Origin of the sequence: Robertmurraya siralis (assembly GCF_005502275.1) — a bacterium.
GTDB classification, from domain to species: domain Bacteria; phylum Bacillota; class Bacilli; order Bacillales; family Cytobacillaceae; genus Robertmurraya; species Robertmurraya siralis.
In genome coordinates, this window is the sequence record NZ_SWLZ01000006.1 from 14,325 (window position 1) to 32,506 (window position 18,182).

At 38.2% G+C, this 18,182-nt stretch carries 16 protein-coding genes and 1 pseudogene; 11 read left to right on the forward strand and 6 right to left on the reverse strand.

What is annotated here, in order from left to right:
* Positions 1-125 precede the first annotated feature (125 nt).
* The 3 genes from FCJ93_RS09730 (at position 126) to FCJ93_RS09740 (ending at position 4,022) form a co-directional block, all read left to right on the forward strand.
* On the forward strand, positions 126-2,405 hold the full coding sequence (locus tag FCJ93_RS09730; protein ID WP_095309969.1) for a ribonucleoside-diphosphate reductase subunit alpha: 2,280 nt from the start codon (positions 126-128) through the stop codon (positions 2,403-2,405).
* 136 nt (positions 2,406-2,541) lie between these two features.
* The gene (locus FCJ93_RS09735; protein ID WP_095309967.1) at positions 2,542-3,582 is read left to right on the forward strand and encodes a ribonucleotide-diphosphate reductase subunit beta; all 1,041 of its coding nucleotides are present in this window, start codon (positions 2,542-2,544) and stop codon (positions 3,580-3,582) included.
* Entirely contained in the window at positions 3,579-4,022 is a 444-nt protein-coding gene (locus FCJ93_RS09740) for a flavodoxin domain-containing protein (RefSeq protein ID WP_095309966.1), read from the forward strand. The genes FCJ93_RS09735 and FCJ93_RS09740 overlap by 4 nt, the downstream gene beginning before the upstream one ends.
* A gap of 46 nt (positions 4,023-4,068) precedes the next feature.
* Here FCJ93_RS09740 and FCJ93_RS09745 read toward each other — a convergent pair whose 3' ends face one another.
* On the reverse strand, positions 4,069-5,547 hold the full coding sequence (locus FCJ93_RS09745; protein WP_095309965.1) for an alpha-amylase family glycosyl hydrolase: 1,479 nt from the start codon (positions 5,545-5,547) through the stop codon (positions 4,069-4,071).
* A gap of 257 nt (positions 5,548-5,804) precedes the next feature.
* On the opposite strand from FCJ93_RS09745, the pseudogene FCJ93_RS09750 reads away from it, so the two are divergent.
* Positions 5,805-6,593 (forward strand): annotated as a pseudogene (locus FCJ93_RS09750) (nuclease-related domain-containing protein); the annotation flags it as partial.
* A 513-nt stretch (positions 6,594-7,106) separates the two neighbouring features.
* On the opposite strand, the gene asnB reads toward FCJ93_RS09750, so the two are convergent.
* Positions 7,107-8,957, reverse strand: coding sequence for an asparagine synthase (glutamine-hydrolyzing) (gene asnB, locus FCJ93_RS09755; RefSeq protein WP_137743589.1), 1,851 nt, complete (start codon positions 8,955-8,957; stop codon positions 7,107-7,109).
* 493 nt (positions 8,958-9,450) lie between these two features.
* Here asnB and FCJ93_RS09760 point away from each other — a divergent pair, with 493 nt between their 5' ends.
* Complete coding sequence (locus FCJ93_RS09760; protein ID WP_137743590.1) at positions 9,451-10,014, forward strand: DUF2777 domain-containing protein; 564 nt, start codon at positions 9,451-9,453, stop codon at positions 10,012-10,014.
* Between the two features lie 74 nt (positions 10,015-10,088).
* Here FCJ93_RS09760 and FCJ93_RS09765 read toward each other — a convergent pair whose 3' ends face one another.
* From FCJ93_RS09765 to FCJ93_RS09780, 4 genes are all read right to left on the reverse strand, one after another.
* Positions 10,089-12,995: a bifunctional diguanylate cyclase/phosphodiesterase gene (locus FCJ93_RS09765; protein WP_137743591.1), complete on the reverse strand. Its 2,907-nt coding sequence runs from the start codon at positions 12,993-12,995 to the stop codon at positions 10,089-10,091.
* Positions 12,996-13,159: 164 nt separating this feature from the next.
* On the reverse strand, positions 13,160-13,507 hold the full coding sequence (locus FCJ93_RS09770) for a YisL family protein (protein WP_095309951.1): 348 nt from the start codon (positions 13,505-13,507) through the stop codon (positions 13,160-13,162).
* Between the two features lie 98 nt (positions 13,508-13,605).
* On the reverse strand, positions 13,606-14,490 hold the full coding sequence (locus tag FCJ93_RS09775) for a fumarylacetoacetate hydrolase family protein (RefSeq protein ID WP_137743592.1): 885 nt from the start codon (positions 14,488-14,490) through the stop codon (positions 13,606-13,608).
* A 19-nt stretch (positions 14,491-14,509) separates the two neighbouring features.
* Positions 14,510-15,676 carry a DUF418 domain-containing protein gene (locus FCJ93_RS09780; protein ID WP_137743593.1) on the reverse strand — a complete coding sequence of 389 codons (1,167 nt, stop codon included), beginning with the start codon at positions 15,674-15,676 and terminating at the stop codon, positions 14,510-14,512.
* 367 nt (positions 15,677-16,043) lie between these two features.
* On the opposite strand from FCJ93_RS09780, the gene FCJ93_RS09785 reads away from it, so the two are divergent.
* From FCJ93_RS09785 to FCJ93_RS09810, 6 genes are all read left to right on the forward strand, one after another.
* Positions 16,044-16,265 (forward strand): spore germination protein, encoded by a 222-nt coding sequence (locus FCJ93_RS09785; RefSeq protein WP_095309945.1) that lies wholly within the window; start codon positions 16,044-16,046, stop codon positions 16,263-16,265.
* A gap of 22 nt (positions 16,266-16,287) precedes the next feature.
* Positions 16,288-16,530, forward strand: coding sequence for a spore germination protein GerPB (locus FCJ93_RS09790; RefSeq protein ID WP_095309943.1), 243 nt, complete (start codon positions 16,288-16,290; stop codon positions 16,528-16,530).
* Complete coding sequence (gene gerPC, locus FCJ93_RS09795) at positions 16,527-17,144, forward strand: spore germination protein GerPC (protein ID WP_095309941.1); 618 nt, start codon at positions 16,527-16,529, stop codon at positions 17,142-17,144. Before FCJ93_RS09790 ends, gerPC begins: the two co-directional genes overlap by 4 nt.
* 1 nt (position 17,145) lies before the next feature.
* A complete protein-coding gene (locus FCJ93_RS09800) occupies positions 17,146-17,325 on the forward strand; it encodes a spore gernimation protein GerPD (RefSeq protein ID WP_095309939.1) in 180 nt (59 codons plus the stop codon).
* Between the two features lie 4 nt (positions 17,326-17,329).
* A complete protein-coding gene (locus FCJ93_RS09805; protein ID WP_170943573.1) occupies positions 17,330-17,704 on the forward strand; it encodes a spore germination protein GerPE in 375 nt (124 codons plus the stop codon).
* An 85-nt stretch (positions 17,705-17,789) separates the two neighbouring features.
* Positions 17,790-18,008, forward strand: a complete 219-nt coding sequence (locus FCJ93_RS09810) for a spore germination protein (protein WP_137743594.1) — start codon at positions 17,790-17,792, stop codon at positions 18,006-18,008.
* Positions 18,009-18,182: the final 174 nt, after the last annotated feature.

Sequence of the window (18,182 nt, forward strand, 5' to 3'; positions counted from 1 at the left end):
TTTAAGCAAAAAAGGCTTGTTCCTTTTCTACTAAATATCAGCGTTTTAACCCATCTTCATTTTTGAAGGTGGGTTTTTTAGTTACCTTTCTCTCTTCCGAAAAATTAAGGGAGAGATTTTGAACAATGAGTACACTCGCAACCAAAAATGAAAGGGTTCTTGAAGCCCTGAAGAACACGGCAAAAAAATATAACTTAAATGTTACGGAAATAGAGCAACAACTGCTTACAACAGATGAACGTACTTCCAAGCAAACGGTTCTCCAATATGCATTAAATCACGTCGATATGATCGAACCAAACTGGACTTTTCTTGCTGCACATATGCTCCTGCTTGAGCTTTACGAAAAAGCGGCAACCTCTCGCAAGTATGAACCAAGGCAAAAATATGGCGATTTCTTTCACCTCATTCAATACTTAAGCGACATCGGGATTTACTCAAACGATCTTCTTCAAGCCTACAGCAAGGAGGAAATTGAACAATTGGGCCAAGAAATTGACCCAAATAAAGATACCCTTTTTACATATATGGGATTATTTCTTTTAGCCGATCGTTATTTAGCAAAGGACTATCATCAAAATGTATATGAACTTCCACAGGAACGGTTCATGATCATCGCCATGACCTTAATGAAAGATGAAGCAAGGCAAAAGCGATTGTCGTATGTGAAAGAAGCGTATTGGGCCTTAAGCAACTTGTATATGACCGTTGCTACACCGACTCTAGCAAATGCCGGTAAGAGCTATGGTCAGCTATCCTCCTGTTTTATTGACACAGTGGACGACTCATTAGACGGCATTTACTTAAACAACTGGGATATTGCGCGATTGAGTAAGGATGGAGGCGGCATCGGAATTTACTATGGAAAAGTAAGGGCGCTAGGCTCGGATATTAAAAAGTTTAAAGGAAATTCTTCAGGGGTTGTCCCTTGGATTCGCTTAATTAATGACACTGCTGTAAGCGTCGATCAGCTTGGTCAACGGCAAGGTGCTGTCGCCATTTATTTAGATATTTTTCATAAAGATATTATGAATGGCTTTTTAGATTTAAAAACGAATAATGGCGACGAGCGAAGAAAAGCGCACGATATTTTTACAGGCGTATCCATTCCTGACCTTTTTATGAAAAAGATCGAAGAGGTCGATGAAAATGGAAAAAGTATCGGGGAATGGCATACCTTCTGTCCTCATCAAGTAAAACAAATAATGGGCTGGAAAGATGAAAACGGAAATCCACTTGGTTTAGAGGATTTTTACGACGAAACAGATGAAAAGTTTTTCACACAAAAATATGAGGAGGCTGTCAACCATCCACTTCTTCCCCGAAAATCATACCGGGCAATGGATATTATGGTTCGTATCATGGTTGCTCAGCTGGAAACAGGAACGCCTTACATGTTTTATCGCGATGAAGTTAATCGGCAAAACCCGAATAAGCATGTGCTTGGACGCGGTCGTACAGCGATATTTTGCAGCAATCTGTGCACGGAGATTAGTCAGAACATGTCAGCAACTACGATTCAAAGCGAATTTACAGATGCAGATGGAAATATAGTGATAATTAGAAAGCCCGGGGACTTTGTCGTTTGCAACCTCTCATCCATCCATTTACCAAACGCGATCAGAGCGAATGTTTTAGAACGATTAATTGCCATTCAAATGAGAATGCTAGACAACGTGATTGATATAAATGATATTTCTGTCCATCAAGCTAAAGCAACGAACGAGAAATATCGCGCTGTCGGACTTGGAACATTTGGCTGGCATCATCTCCTTGCCTTAAAAGGAATCGAGTGGGAATCAGTTCAAGCTGTTCATTATGCCGATGAAGTCTATGAAGACATCGCTTTTTACACGATTAAAGCTTCGATGGAATTAGCGAAAGAAAAAGGGGCGTATTCCTTATTTAAAGGGTCTGAATGGGAATCGGGAGACTATTTTCAACGCAAAGGATATACATCGTCTAGATGGGTCAATCTGCAGGAAAACATTCTAGCATTTGGGGTAAGAAATGGCTGGATGATGGCAGTTGCTCCTAATTCTTCCACAGCGAAAATCGGTGGCTCAACAGACGGTATCGATCCGCTCTATGCTCTTGAATACGCAGAGGAAAAGAAAAACTTTAAATTTAAGGTGACAGCGCCAGATATAAATCATCAAACTTATTATTACTATCGTAAAGTCCGGCATGAACTTGATCAAAAATGGAGCATTAAGCAAAACGCTGCTAGACAGCGCCATATCGATCAAGCCATTAGCTTCAATCTTTATGTGCGCCATGATATTAAAGCAAAGGAGCTGCTTGAGCTTCACCTAGAAGCGTGGAAGTCCGGCATGAAAACAACCTATTATGTTCGCAGCACCTCACAAACTGAAATTGAAGAATGTGAAGCATGCCATAGTTAATAAGAACAGCATAAGGCACCATTATAACATCTCGCCACATTAATGATGAAATCCCGAGTTTCAGACTTAATGGATGCCTTGTGCTGACAGAATCGAAACTTCAACAGTTAACTGCTAAAGAAGGGAGCCCTCTTTCATGACTGGCACTTTAAAAAAAATAAAATTATTAAATCCCGAATTTCCTAATAAAGCAACAGGCGTTATTAACGGAAAAGCATCCGGAATTCTTAACTGGAATGATATCGCCTACCCGCAAATGTACCGCATGTATCAAACACTGCTAGCAAATTTTTGGAAAGCGCAAGAAATAAATATGCAAGATGATATTAAGCAATGGGATCATTTAAGCTCCATTGAAAAGGACGTGTTTTTACGGGTCAACACGCAGTTGGCATCCTTAGATAGTCTGCAAACGCCAACGATGACACAAGTTATGGATTATGTAACCGATCCCAGCTTTAAAGCCATTTTTGCTGTCATAGCTCAGCAAGAGGCGGTTCATAATGAATCCTATTCCTATATTTTAAGCTCTCTTATTCCTTTAAGCGAGCAGATCGAACGCTTTAATCAAGCAAAAGATGATCCAATTGTGCGAAAAAGAAATCAAATCATTTTAATCGCCTATGAGAATTTCCGTCAGGAACCAACTCCACAGCACTTATTTCAACTAGCGGTACAGTCGATTAATTTAGAAGGTATTTATTTTTATGCAGGATTTGCCTTTTTCTATCATCTTGCCAGACAACAAAAAATGCTTAAGACAAGCACGATGATAAGCTATATTCAAAGAGATGAAATGCAGCATGCCTACTTTATTGCCCAATTCATCAGAATTTTGCTGACCGAAAACCCAGAACTTAATACGCCAGAAAATATTCAATATGTTTATCATTCCATTTCAGAGGCTGTTGAGTTGGAGAAGGAGTGGGCCCGCTATATTTTAAAAGAGATTGAAGGAATCAATTTAGAGGAATTCGAAGGTTATGTTGAATATCTAGCAAATAAACGTTTTCGCCAATTAGGACTTGAAAACCATTATAGCGGCCGTGACAACCCGATGCCATGGATTCATGTGTTTAGCGATGAAATGATGAATGAAACGAAATCTGATTTCTTCGAACAAAAATCAAGAACCTATACGAAAGTAACTGAATCGAATGGGTTTGATGAGCTATGAAGCTAACTATCGTCTATAGCTCCATCAGTGGCAATACAGAAGAACTTGCCCATATGATTATGGAACAGTTCAAGCTAAAAGGGCTCGATATCGCTTGTTATCGCGTGGAGGATTTTCCATTACATTTGCTCCCTACATTTGATGGTCTCCTAATTGGAACTTATACTTGGGGTGATGGAGAAGTACCGTTAGAAATGATCCCATTACAAACTCAGTTAAATAGTCGCTCATGGGAACATCTTATCACAGGTGTGTTCGGTACCGGAGATAGTTTTTATCCAAAATTTTGCGGAGCTGTAAATGCCTTTCGCGACAGCTTAAAAGATAAAACGAATCTAGCTGTTACATTAAAAGTGGAACTTTTACCACAAGAGAGCGATATGGGAAGAATTGCAACCTTTGTTGATCGAATTATTGAGAGAATGAGCATTCTTGCTTAATATTGATAAAAAATGGAGAAAAACAGTTTTGTTTTTCTCCATTTCCTTATTGTTTTCGAGCCTTCCTTTTGACAAGAATCAAAAACACGATAAACAAAATAACGACACTTGCAGTAGCTCCAATAAACGGAAGATTGAGTCCTGATTTTTCCGCTAGTACATATATTTCTGCCATTTCTCGATCAAGAATAATTCGGTACTGTCCGTCTTCACTGCGCACTAAATCACCATTCAACAAACCGCGAAGTTCTTTTTCATCTTCCAGTTCTTCAGCCAATGTTACCGATTGTGATTTCGTTGTATTATTAATGGCAATGACTGAGGTTTCCCCTTCGTATTCCCGCTTAAATACGATCATTCCATCCTGCTCAAAAATGACTTCCATGCTCCCTCTTGTTAGCACAGGATGTTCATTCCTAATTTTGGCAATGCTCGTTATATAGTCAACTAATTCCTTATCGGTTCGAAAATCCATTTGCCTTTGATTATCAGGCTCTTCCCCACCATCTAAGGCAATCTCACTCCCATAAAAGACAAATGGAATGCCAGGTGTTGTATATAAATACGTTAGAGCCATCTTCCATCTTGGACCAGGATGCTCATTTTGTACGACCGCATCTCTCGTAAAACGGTGTACATGTTGATTATCCATAAATCTTGTTAACAAATATGGATTTTCATAGATGTCTTGATTTTGTTGCGATTGCTCGACTATCGGCTGTAGAGACTGATCAGGCCTTGAAAATCCTTCTCTTAAATCACTATTAGATAAATAATCGAGGAAACCATCAATACCTACTTCTTGATATCGTTCCAATAAATCCGGTTCCTCTGTTTGGATATCTCCAAGTAAAAAGAAATCTTCCTTCACTTTTCGAACTTCCTGTGCAAACTCAAGCCAAAATTGAACTGGAATTTGCTCGACATATTCAAGTCGAAAACCATCAATATTCGTTTCTTCAACCCACCATTTAGCCATCTCAAGCAAATAACTTTTCACTTCTAAATTTTCATGTGCTAAAGTAGGAAGTCCATTGACCTTTTCTTGCCGAAACCATTCTTTTTTATCAGCCTCGCTTAACCATGAATGATTCGGACCAACGTGATTAACATTAAAGTCGATTACGATTTTTAATCCTAGCTCATGAGCCCTTTGTACAAGCTTCTTAAATGTTTCGAGAGTGCCAAAATGCTCCTCAACCTGATAAAAATCTTTTGTCCATTTGCCATGATACCCATTATCTTCATTATCAAAAACTGAAGATAGACCGATTGTTGTAAAGCCCATTCCTTTAATATAATCAAGTCGGTCAATAATTCCTTGGAAATCACCCCCATGATAGCGATTTGGATCATTGACATCGACGCTAAAATCGATTGAAAAATCACTATTATTAAACCGATCAATCATTATGTAATAAATAGATTCATCCTGAAAACTATGCTCTTCTTTTTCTACTGCACCAACTGGTAGTCCACAGAAAAGAAGCAACGGGATCAAAATGAACAAAATATACTTTTTCATTCACCGTTCCTCCTACCCTATTCGTTTGATATACCCCGACTATAAGATTATCGTTAAGTCTAGTTGCCCGTCAACTTTATTCAACTATCCAAAACATGTTACGATAGAGCTGGATAAAAATTGAAAGGCTGTGATCCATTGATTCTTTTACCTCGTTTTGAATCCCCAGAGTTATTGCTTCTACGCTCTTTAGCCTGTCGAAAACATTTATCATACAAAGACTATCATTACTATGAAAACTTGAAAAAGGATTTGAAGGAGAAATGAAATTTGATGAATTATTGCAGAGTTTTTCAGAAGAGTGGTTGTTTTTAAATGGTCTTCTAATAGAGTACAATAATTCATTTTTTCAAATTGATACTTTAGGTATCGCTCAAGATAGTTTGTACATTTTTGATGTAAAATACTTTGAAGGAGATTTTACTATTGACGGTGAACTTTGGAAGTATGTTAGTGGAACCCCCCTAAAAAATCCACTCCATCAATTACAACGATGCGAATCATTATTAAAGAGGTTTTTACAAGAAAAAGGGCAGCATTTTCCCATTAAATCATATCTTGTTTTTAATCATCCCCACTTTACTTTGTATCAGGCTCCGCCTAATCAAACGATTATTCTCCCCTCACAAATCAATCGCTTCATGACAAAATTAAAACATTATAAATCCACTTTAAATGATAAACACAGAAAACTCGCTGACATCATTTTAGCAGAAAACCATCCCCACTATCCAAACGCTTACATGCCAAAATATCAATACTCTGAACTAACGAAAGGGATCCATTGTTCCAAATGTCATTCATTTTGTCTAAAAAAGCTACACCCTGGAACTTTAATTTGTCAAAGCTGTTCATATGAAGAAAATATAGAAAATGCCATTTTACGTAGTCTACAGGATTTTCGCTTACTTTTTCCTGAAAGAAAAGTAACAACGAACGAAATATTTGAATGGTGTAAATCTCTTCTGAGCAAAAAACAAATCCAAAGAACTCTTAGTAAAAATTTCAAACGAAAAAGCTACGGCAAATATTCACACTACGTTTGATTTTTGCATCTCTCCCTAATGTTTTACAGTAAGGAGACAGCCTCTTTGCTAATCTCTTCCGTTTGGGAGAGCACTCGTTTAAACAAGCAATTTTGCGAAATATTATTTTAGGAACTACTTAACATTCAACTCGCGAAGCCTTCATCCGAACATGATTTGCTTGAGGGTGTCCTCATGGACCCTTCTTTTGGACACCATTTGGCTTTTTCTGCTTGAGTTTGTCCTCATGGGCCCTTCATGCGGACATCGTTTTGCTTTTTCCGCTTGAGTTTGTCCTCATGAGTACTTCATGCGGACACCATTTGGCTTTTTCTGCTTGAGTTTGTCCTCATGGGCCCTTCATGCGGACATCGTTTTGCTTTTTCCGCTTGAGTTTGTCCTCATGAGTACTTCATGCGGACACCATTTGGCTTTTTCCGCTTGAGGGTGTCCTCATGGACCCTTCATGCGGACATCGTTTTGCTTTTTGCACCCGAGGGTGTCCTCATGAGCTTCTCATGAGGAACGTCCAAATTATTCCACAAGCTGAATATTGTATTCTTCAAACCAATAATGGAGCTGTACTAAATAGGCAAGAAGCTGCGGCCCTGTCATTAACTGACCAAACCATGGTTCTTTAAAAGCGGCACCCTCAGAAGCAATTATTGCTTTCAGTTTTTCTTCATTGAAAAATTCATAGAGAACGGTGCCACGTTTTTTCATAATGTCTGTTAATAAATTTTGAACTTCTTTTGTGTATTTCGGATTATGCGTTTTTGGATAAGGACTTTTTTTCCGATACAATACATCATGCGGTAAAATACCTTCCAACGCTTTACGGAGTAAGCCTTTTTCCCTGTTTCCGTACATCTTCATTTCCCATGGGATGTTCCACACATATTCAACCAATCGATGATCCGCAAAAGGAACGCGTACCTCCAGGCTTGCCCCCATGCTCATGCGATCCTTTCGATCTAGTAAAGTGGTCATAAACCAGATCATATTTAAGTAAAAAAGCTCTCTTCTTCCAGCTTCCAAAGAATTTTCTCCATCGAGCTTTGGAGTTTCTGCGACAGTTGCATTAAATTTTTCCATCATATATTCTCGTAAGCTTAATTTTTGCTGCCATTTTTCCTGTAATAAACTTTGACGCTCATCAATGGAGCGCATCCAGGGAAATCCTTCTCTTTGCAGATCGTCGGGGCGATGAAACCATGGATAGCCGCCAAAGATTTCATCAGCGCATTCCCCAGACAAACCGACAACAAATTCTTTTTTTATCTCTCGACAAAACCATAATAATGAGGAATCAATATCGGCCATCCCTGGCAAATCGCGGACTTGAACAGATTCTTTTAAAAATTGCGCCAACTCTTCTTGGGTAATGACATAATTATGATGAATTGTCTTAAATTCCTGTGTCATCTGCCTTATAAAAACTGCGTCTGAATTTGGCTGAAATTCATTCGCTTTGAAAAATTGCTCATTTCCTTCATAATCAATTGAAAAAGTATGCAAAGGACCTTTTCCTGTTTTTTCATATTCCAGCGCTGCAACTGCCGTTATCGCACTTGAATCGACTCCCCCTGATAGAAATGTACACAGTGGGACATCGGAAACAAGCTGTCGTTCAACAGCATCTTTAAATAGGGAACGCACTTTTTCAACCGTCTCGTCTATTGTGTCCTCGTGCTTCTCACTTTTCACATTCCAATAGCGCCAAATTTTCAAACCGTTACTCGCTGATAGGGTTAAAGCATGAGCCGGTCGCAATTCAAGAATACCCTTAAAAATACCATTTCCTGGGGATCTTGAAGGTCCTAGTGCGAATATTTCTGATAGGCCTTCCCGATCTATCTCTGCCTTCATTTCCCGATTCGCAAGAAGTGCCTTTATTTCTGAAGCGAAAATCAAGCCCTTATGATGCTCTGAAAAAAATAACGGCTTCACACCTAAACGATCTCTTCCAATAAAAAGCTGCCGTTTGTTTTCATCCCAGATCGCAAAGGCGAATATCCCATTTAAAAAATCAACGCATTTTTCTTCCCATTCCATATAGGCGGATAACAGAACTTCTGTATCAGAATGACCTTGAAACGAATATCCTTTTATTAAGAGTTCTTTGCGAATGTCTTCTGTATTATAGAGCTCACCATTGTAACAAATGATGTAGCGGTTACCATTTTTCTTACGTACCATCGGCTGTTTGCCGCCCTCTGCATCGACAACGATCAGCCGCTTATGGCCAAAACCAACATGTGTGTCTATCCATATATTTGTATCATCAGGACCTCGTTTCGCCAGTGTCTCCGTCATTTTTACGAGTGTATCTTTTTCATTTGAGATGTTTCGTTGAAAATCAACCCATCCGGTAATTCCACACATTGTCATCATCCTTTCTAAGCTGAACGTGTGTCCTTTTATTTCTTTAGCTTTGTTAAATATCGATGTTAATTTTTAACTCATTTTCTCCCTCATTCCAGATAGAGACAAATGAGATTGCACCTAACGTTTCATGGAATAAGAAGACCTTTCAGTATAACTGAAAGGCGCGCGAAACCAGAGTTTCACACGAAATAAGTCAAAAATCGATTTCTCATCAATTCTGTTTTACAAAGCTACTTCTTTAAGAGCAGCATTTCACAATGTACGTGTAAACATCATATGCTGGGCTCAAAAATTGGTTAATTGTCCTAAGCTCTAGACAAAAATAATTAACTTTAAGAAAAGCAGGGCCTTGCAAGTTTAAAATAAATGGAAAATGTCTAGAAAGAATGTTGAGCAGATCCTTTTTAACGATTAAAGGCAATGAAAGAAAGCCTTGATACATCGTATCAATAGTTATGACGACTGCAGTTATTATTTTTGGAGGTTAACGATGAATAGACAGCAACGATCCAAACTAATCGAGTTCCAAATCCGCGCCTATATAGAAGGTACAATTGAGTATATTAATGACCAATGGGTTTTTTTTGAGGATGAATCTGAGGAAGCTTCCCTTTTAGAGGAATATTTGCATCAAGAGCTTGAAGTGTTGCGACAATCTCGTTGGAGAAAAGGAGTTTTATTTGAAGATGGGAAGATGGCAACTGCAGACGAAATTCTTCTTCTTAAAAGCAGTGATACTCTTCGAATCCGAAAAAACCTCATTTATTCGCTGGAACGGCTACTAGAAGAAATATCTGACGACGCCTTTTACCAATTCATCACCCATTTAAACTCACTTCAATTTTCAGTTTATGATTGTATTTACTGTTATAATCATCTAACTTTTTTAAAAGGGGAAGATCGCAAAGAGGGGGTCAATTTCATTATTTTTGACAACCAAGAAGATATTTGCAGCATTCAGCACCATTTTTGTTACTATGAAAAGAAAAATGACCGGTTCGAATTCACATTGAATAATGGAAAAAGAACGATCATTGAGAAATTATCTTCTTAACGAAAAGGCGTCCTTATCAAGGACGCCTTTTCGATACGTGCAGCTTTATTGATATGGAATTTATCGAAACTTTCCTATGATATCGACTTTGCCAACAGCATTTTTTCAAAATCAACGGCTGTCAGCGGTTGATGAAGATAAAAGCCTTGGGCATAATGGCAGTTTAAATCTTTAAGAAGCTTGATTTGCTCTTCTGTTTCCACCCCTTCAGCCACAACCTTGACGGCAAGTCCATATCCCATTGTAATAATGGCCTTAACAATGGCAATATCTGTTGTTTCAAGACTTAAGTTATTGATGAAAGAACGATCAATTTTCAAGGTGTTTATTGGAAGATCTTTCAAGTAGCTTAACGATGAATAACCAGTGCCAAAATCATCAATTGATACACGAACCCCTAACTTCTGCAAAGATTTCATCACTTCAATGCTATGATCAATATTGCGAAGCATCGTACTTTCTGTTAATTCGAGCGTTAAATATTTCGGTTCGAGGTGCGCATCCGCTAATGCCCTTTTCACTTCTTTCACAAATTTGGTTTGCTGAAATTGATTTGCCGAGACATTGACAGAAACAGTTAACCCTTCCATTCCTAAATTTTGCCATTGCTTATTTTGTTTACAAGCTGTCTTTAAAACCCAGCTTCCAATTTCCTCAATCAAGCCTGCTTCTTCTGCCAATGGAATAAAATCTCCTGGTGGAACGAGCCCGAGAACAGGATGATTCCAACGAATAAGCGCCTCACTTCCGTAGAGCTTGCCAGTCTTCAGATCAATTAGCGGTTGATAACAAAGGAAAAATTCATGTTTTTGCAGAGCTTTTCGTAAATAACTCTCTAGCTCCAGCCGTTTAAAAGCTTCTTCATTCATTTTTTTAGAATAGAGCGTAATTCGATTTCCACCCGGATATTTGCTCCGATTCATGGCAATATCCGCATTTTTCAGTAATGTTATTTCATCCTTCCCGTCATTCGGAAAAAGGCTGATCCCGATGCTAGCGGTAATATAAAATTCCTTCTCAGAAAAATGAATCGGATCAGTCACCTTGCGCAAAATCATTTTAGCCACTTTAATAATTTCTTCCATGTTGACATTTTTAGAAAGAAAAAGATTAAACTTATCTCCACTAAATCTCCCTAAATAAGCGCCGCTTGGAATGGCATCTTGAATTCGTTCGCTGATCTCCTTTAAAATTTCATCACCTGCGTCATGTCCGAGACTGTCATTAATCATCTTAAAACGGTCAAGATCAATTGCCAATACAGCAATATGCCGTTTTTTCTTTTTGGCTCTTTGTAATGTTTCATTAAGCTTCTCCGTGAATTTGATCCGATTTGGCAGCCCCGTGTCCTGATCAAAATAGGCGAGCTGAACAATTCGGTCTTCGATTTTCTTTTGTTCTGTAATATTGCGACCAATTCCGTAGATCCCAACGCATTCACCATTAATCGTAATGGGAATGTTCTTAATATGAAAAAGGTTTTTTTCTCCCGACTTTGAGTTGATTTCAATATTATAATATTGTTCTTTTCCTTTAATTGCCCGGAAGAAGTGCAAGCGGACCCTTGGAATATCATCTCTACTAATATACTTTAGCGCGGATTTCCCAAGCAATTCTTCCTCCTTATATCCGAACATTTTTTCAAAAGAGGGGTTAACACTGGTGAAGTTCCCTGATAAATCAGTTGAATAGACGATATCTGCATTATTATCAAAGAGAGAGCGATAATATTGTTCAGAAATTCGGAGATGCGCATTCAAATCCTTAATATCATCTTGAGACGCTTTCATTAAATGAGTTAACGCCGCAACTGTTTTCAATGAGTCAGAAATGGCATAATCCATTGCTATGTTCTTTCTATTACGATGTACTTTATTTTCTGCTAAAGCTAAATAAGTAAAAGACTGACCAATCAATTCCGGTCCGCCGTCGGCATAAGCGATCTCCCCATTGGCAAAAAATCCGTTTGTTGGTGCATGTAAATGGAGGATTCGGAGTTCTTCATCGGCAAAGCCATGCAAGATCCTTCTTCTAGAGAAGCAATTATAAGTAAAAATCGCCTCTACATTTCTCTTTCTCAATGCTTTCATTTCTCGAACAGACTTATCCACAATTGCTGGTAAATCCGCATAGGCGAAAACTAACTTATCTCCCTCAGCAAGAGGATGATTCATTTCAATAGCTCCACTTTCAAGGATTTTCGATATCCTCATCCCCTTTTTATTTCCTTTTGTGTCTAACATAAACAAAAACTCTTCTTTTAACGTCTCAATATCCTCAATAAAAGCCTTGCCTAAATAACGCTGGATAATTTGAAGTGGTTTTTTCTTGTCAACTGCGTAAATGATATTTCCGCTTGCTTTTGTGATAGTAAAAGATTTCCCTATTTCCTGAAGTTTAAAATTGACAAAGGTCTCCATTTGCAAATCTGGATTGTTCAATGATACCGCTACAATCCCATGATTACTTTGTTTATCCCCATAAAAAACAAAACCTTCAGGACATATTTGATCGCCTACAGCGACACCGCCTGCTACTATTACATCAGGATTTTCATGATAAAAACGATTTAGAACTGCAGATAGCTCTTCACAATGGTTTGTAGAAAATAAAATGAGCGCTCTTGTATCAAAACTCGTAAGCATTTCAGCAAGCTTTTTCCCCATCTCATTAACATCATAATCATTGAAAAGAAATAATGAGGAGTGTAGCTCAGTCCTTTCGAAAACAGTAAAGTTAATGCTAATTTGTTCTTGAACCGTCCGTCCATTTTGGATGGCCGCCGTAGCAGTACAGCCTAAAATATGCGCAAGCGGAAGCTCTGCACGTAGGCATTTCTGAATGGCGCCAACCACTTCTTTATCTGCTGAATTGGCAAACAACTGTATAAAAATATTCGGGTATTCATATAGTGCCTGATCTTCAATGAACTTTGTTAAATCGTTTGCATTTTTATACATATAAGAAATAGTTTTTATCATAGAAACCACCTAGACGTTTTCTATATTACTTATACTAAATAGCTTGAATTGTCTCTTTTAAAATACCACATTTAAAGGAAAGGTTAAATTGAAAATAAAGAAAAAGCTGCCAATTGGACAGCTTTTTCAGAATTTTGTCGATATTTTATTGTTTATTTGCTCATTTACATTGGTAAGCTGTAGCCTAAATAGAGAACGGAAATAAGTGAGACCAAGAATAAAATCCAAAAAACAGTCGTTGTCTTTCCCTTTTTTGTACGTACGAGAACCATCTCCATAAAGCCAATTACGAGAATACCAGACAATACTTTTAAGATCGTCTCAACTAAATAGGAAGATAGTAAATAATGAACAAACATTCCACCTGTTGCAAAAGTGATTAAATAAAACAAACGTAAAATCATGTGGACAATTTTTTGTCCCTTTTCTTTACCAGCTTTTTGAAGTCCAAAAGCAATGAAAAATAGGACTAGTGTTAAAACCCATGCTGTAACATGAATATGTATTGACATGCGCGCTCCTCCTCAGGTTAAGTTCGAGAATATCTTATCATATTTACATTGGAAATAGTAAATGAGAAGGTTCATCCCAGCTGATTTTTAAGTGTTTCTCAATTAGCTTGTATATGATTGATGAGCGTCCCTATTTTTTCGATCGTCACGGCCATTTCGTCTCCAGCTTTTAAAAAACGAGGCGGTTTAAAGCCTTTTCCAACTCCTGAAGGAGTACCGGTAGCAATGATATCTCCCGGCTCCAAAGTCATTCCTTGAGAAAGAACAGAAATGATTTCTTCCACTGGAAAAATGAAATTATTAGTATTTGATTGCTGTCTAATTTCATGATTGATGCGCGTTTCAATATTGAGTGAATTAGGGTTTCCCAGCGCTGAGGCATGCACGATCCATGGCCCCATTGGGCAAGTAGTATCAAGGCTCTTTCCAATAAAATATTGCTTATGCTTTGATTGCAAATCTCTCGCTGTCACGTCATTGATAATTGTATAGCCAAATACATAGTTTAGAGCATCTTCTCTTTTTATGTTTTTCCCTTTTTTTCCAATGACAACAGCTAATTCCCCCTCATAATCTAATTGTTCGGTCATATCACGATGATGTAGAACTCGTTCATTCGGCCCAATTACTGTTGTCGGCGCCTTCGTAAAGACTATTATATGCTCCGGAATATCGTCCTTACTTCCCATCTCAATAGCATGCTCTGCATAGTTTTTACCAACACAAAATATATTTTTCTTCGGTCTTGGAATCGGTGCTAAAAGAGTGACTGCCTCTAAGTTGATAAACTGTTCATCAGCAGATTCTTTAGCCTGCTGATAAATAGAAATCGCTTGCTCAAAAAATCCTTCTGTGGCAATACATTCTTCAAGTGTCTTTGGTAAATCGTTTTCTCCGCGGTTTAATGGCAGAACTCGCTTTTCTCCTTCTTCAATAATGCCAACAAAAATCCCTTCCGCATCACGTGCTGTAACAAATTTCATCCTCTCATCCTCCATTACATTATTTTTTCCACCTTTGCCATTTCTTATATGTGGCACTCCTCCAAACCCATTCCATCGGACCAAATTGATGCGTCTTCATCCAGTACGAACTGAAAATAACTTGCAATGCAAAAATAACGCAAACAAGAAGTGAACCAGAAAAAACGGATATTTGATTGTAGAGTCCAAACCCATAAGAATAGAAAATTGTTGTTGAGATTACTGACTGCAACAAATAATTGCTTAACGACATTTGTCCTACAGGCGCTAAAAAGCTGAGCAGCTTTCTTCCTCTTATCGTATCTGCAGCTAAGGCAATCACGATCGCATAGGAAACGGCAAGCAACGGTCCGCCTAAGGAGTCTTGTATATATTCAAAAGCAAGTCCGCCTTGAAAGATGTACGGACAAAGCTTCAGAAACAGGCCGAGCAGAAAAAAAAGGAAGAAACTTATCATTAACGGCCTTCGCAGTTCTGCTACCCTTTCCATCCATCTTAATTTGGCAGCACCTCCCCCGATTAAAAAGAATGGAAAGATTGAAAACAACATAATAATGCCGTTGCCAAAGTTGTTGACCATATACCAATCATTCCATCTTTGTGAAAAAATCTCTGCTAAACTCCCTCCTTGATACACTTCAATCGAATATTTTGCCATCTCTACCTGATAAATAGACGACTCTAACTCTGGCATGAATAATGCAGTAATAATCAATAAAAAGCAGAAAATAAGTTGGGGGATAAACCACATAAGTCCACCTGTTATGGTCATTCCCACGCCTGATCCCCTTATGAAAAGTAAGAAAAGAAAGCCAAACACCGCATAATTGATCAAAATATCTCCATGCCAAATAAAAAAGGCATGAACCATTCCGAACACCAGTAGGACACCTAAACGCCGAAATGCAATTGGCGCAAATGCATTCCCTCTTCCTACCGTTCTTTCATAAAGAAGAACTAATCCATAGCCAAACAGTAAAGAAAAGAGGGGATAAAAGCTCCCTTGTGCAAAAATGTCAATCAAAGCATAGCTTCCCTTATCGAGCGGTGATCCCCACCAGGTAGCAGGGTTCAAATAAAGCATAGGTGAATGAAAGGACAGCATATTGACAAGAAATATTCCGAAAATGGAAAATCCCCTCATCATATCTAAAGATATAATTCTATTAGTTTTTGAAGTATCCATTATAGCTCCTTTAAAATTGTTATATCTTCGATTATAGATGGAAGTATATGGACATGCAATTTTCAAATATAATGGAAGAATCCCGCTCGTGCCCCAATGTGCTTCTAAAAAACCCACTTCATCATCTACATTCTCAACTGCCTGTTTTGAAGGGCAATTAAATGTTCCGCTCTCCGTTCTATTTTATTTCCGCTTTTTCTCTCCTAGACTGAAGATATTATCATTCTATCATGATCTTTTGTATGGCTCGCCCACCACCTTTTACCTATAAGCGGGATTTTACTTTTTCATCTTAGGCGATTTCATCACATTTGCCCCAGAAATTCATACGATAAAAGAGGAAACCTAATTACAAAGGATGTTGCCTATGCCAGCCATTGTTGGGATTGCCCAAGTCAATGCAATTGGAACAAGCTCTGTTTTTAATATTGGAGATGTCTACAAAATCATGCCCATTGCTTCTGTAAAGACTTTTGCAGGTGCAGGCTCATTTAATACGGGAGATGTATTAGAGGTTCACAACAACTACAGCTCTACCAATACGTTCGATCAGGATGTCGCTGATCAAAGTATCCTTTTCAACAGTTAGAAGAACTTAAAGGTGTGATTTTATGAATTTTAACATTCAACAATCAATTGTAATAAATAATTTTCGGATCGGAAGTCTTGCCAATTCCTGTGTCCTGCAAATCGGCAGTGCGGGGATTATTAAACCGTCAAGTCATTTATATAATACGGGTGGGTTTACAGAACCAGCCCCCATTCCGCTTAAACCAGAAGAAATTGAAACAGACTATCTCCATGTTCCTTCCGTCCCATTAGCCCCTCCAGCAGGTGGTGCTGGAATGCTATGAACCGTGAATACTACTCATATTTAGAAAAGTTGCACCGCTTTGTGGAAGCCCAAGATAAAAGAATTGTTGAGTTAGAGAAAAAAGTAAAGGGTTTATCTGATGAACTCAAAGATGTTCGGGCCCAACCGCCTGTTCAGGTGGGAACAATCGAATATAAATTCGACCAATTAAAGGTCGAAACCTTAGAAGGAACTTTAAATATCGGCTTAAATCCAGCCAATCCAGAAGGAATAGAAGATTTCGAAGTCCAAAATAAAAATATATCCACTTCTTTTCCTATGAAAACTAAATGGAAACCACTTAGGGAGCTTGAGCAAAAAATTGAGGAGTACTTAGACAAAGACTTGAACTCTCTCATTAAAGAATACGAAGAGCAATTGCAAATAAATGTGGATGATTCTTATATTGACTTTATAAAAAATGATATTAAAAAGCAGCTTCCCGGCCGGCTCGATCATTATCTTGCCCAAATTCCCGAAAAAGAGCGAAGTGCTGAAGCGTCACAAAAAATGACAGATGGAATTGTTGAACAAATGAAAAAGGATATTGGAAGTGCTGTTTTTGTTTTTCTAAATAATTTATCAAAAGAATCTACTCGAAAGGATGATGAATGATATGAATTTACAAATTTATAATGAAGAGCTTCAAGTTGGCAACATGCAAGTAGAAGCTGTCTCCAGCTCGTCAATTGTTCTAATTGGGGATGCAGAAACGATACAACTCTCATCCATTTTTGACACCCCTGCAGAATCACTGATTATCGGTCCATTTGTGCCACTGAATCCACAGGGGTAACGGAATGCTGAACAAGAGAACCTCTGTTGTTGATCGTATTATCATCAATTCTTTATCGATCGTCTCCACTTTCGAAATCGGAGATTCTTCACAAATTCAAGCTTTTTCTCGTGCAATCGCTTTGCAGCGTGAGCGTCAAACTTTTTTTAGCAATGAAATCAGGTTCTCTGATTTCGATATTTTTACTGAAGCGATTCCAATGGAGCCCATTTTCGAAAATGTGACCTTTGAGACAAACTCGATTCATCCTATCATTAAGGTGGGATTTCTCGATATAACAGGGGTGTCCACATCTTCAGTTATCCATATTGGAAACACGAAAAATATCAATATGGAGTCTAGGATCAAGCATATCCGCCATCTTCACCCCCGCAATTGAGTAACATTATTGGCAAAAAAGCATAATATTTTAATAGGCATTTAAATTAGGGATGTTTTACTCCATTAGAAAAGGGTGTTTTAGTATGCCTGCAATTGTAGGACCTGTTCAAGTAATTAATTTAGGAGGAGGAGTGCTTCAATTTGGAGATTCTCTCTTCATCTCTCCGAAGAGCGCTTCAAAATCGATGTCGGGCTCGGGGGCTGGTAATACTGGCGGCTTTATTATTACTAACAATCTCATAAGCGCCAGCAATACTCTCGATACAAACCTTGTCGATCAGCCTTTGGTAGGAAACAATTAAGGCATTTCTTCATAGATATTGTTGATTTTTAAAGCATATCAGTTGATTCAAATCGGACCAAATAAATGGGCGAAAGAACGAAAAAGCATCTGCACACTACTAGGCTTCGTTCACAAAAGCCGGAACGGCTGCAAAACTCACCATCCGCACGAGTTAAAAAATTTTGCTTTCAAG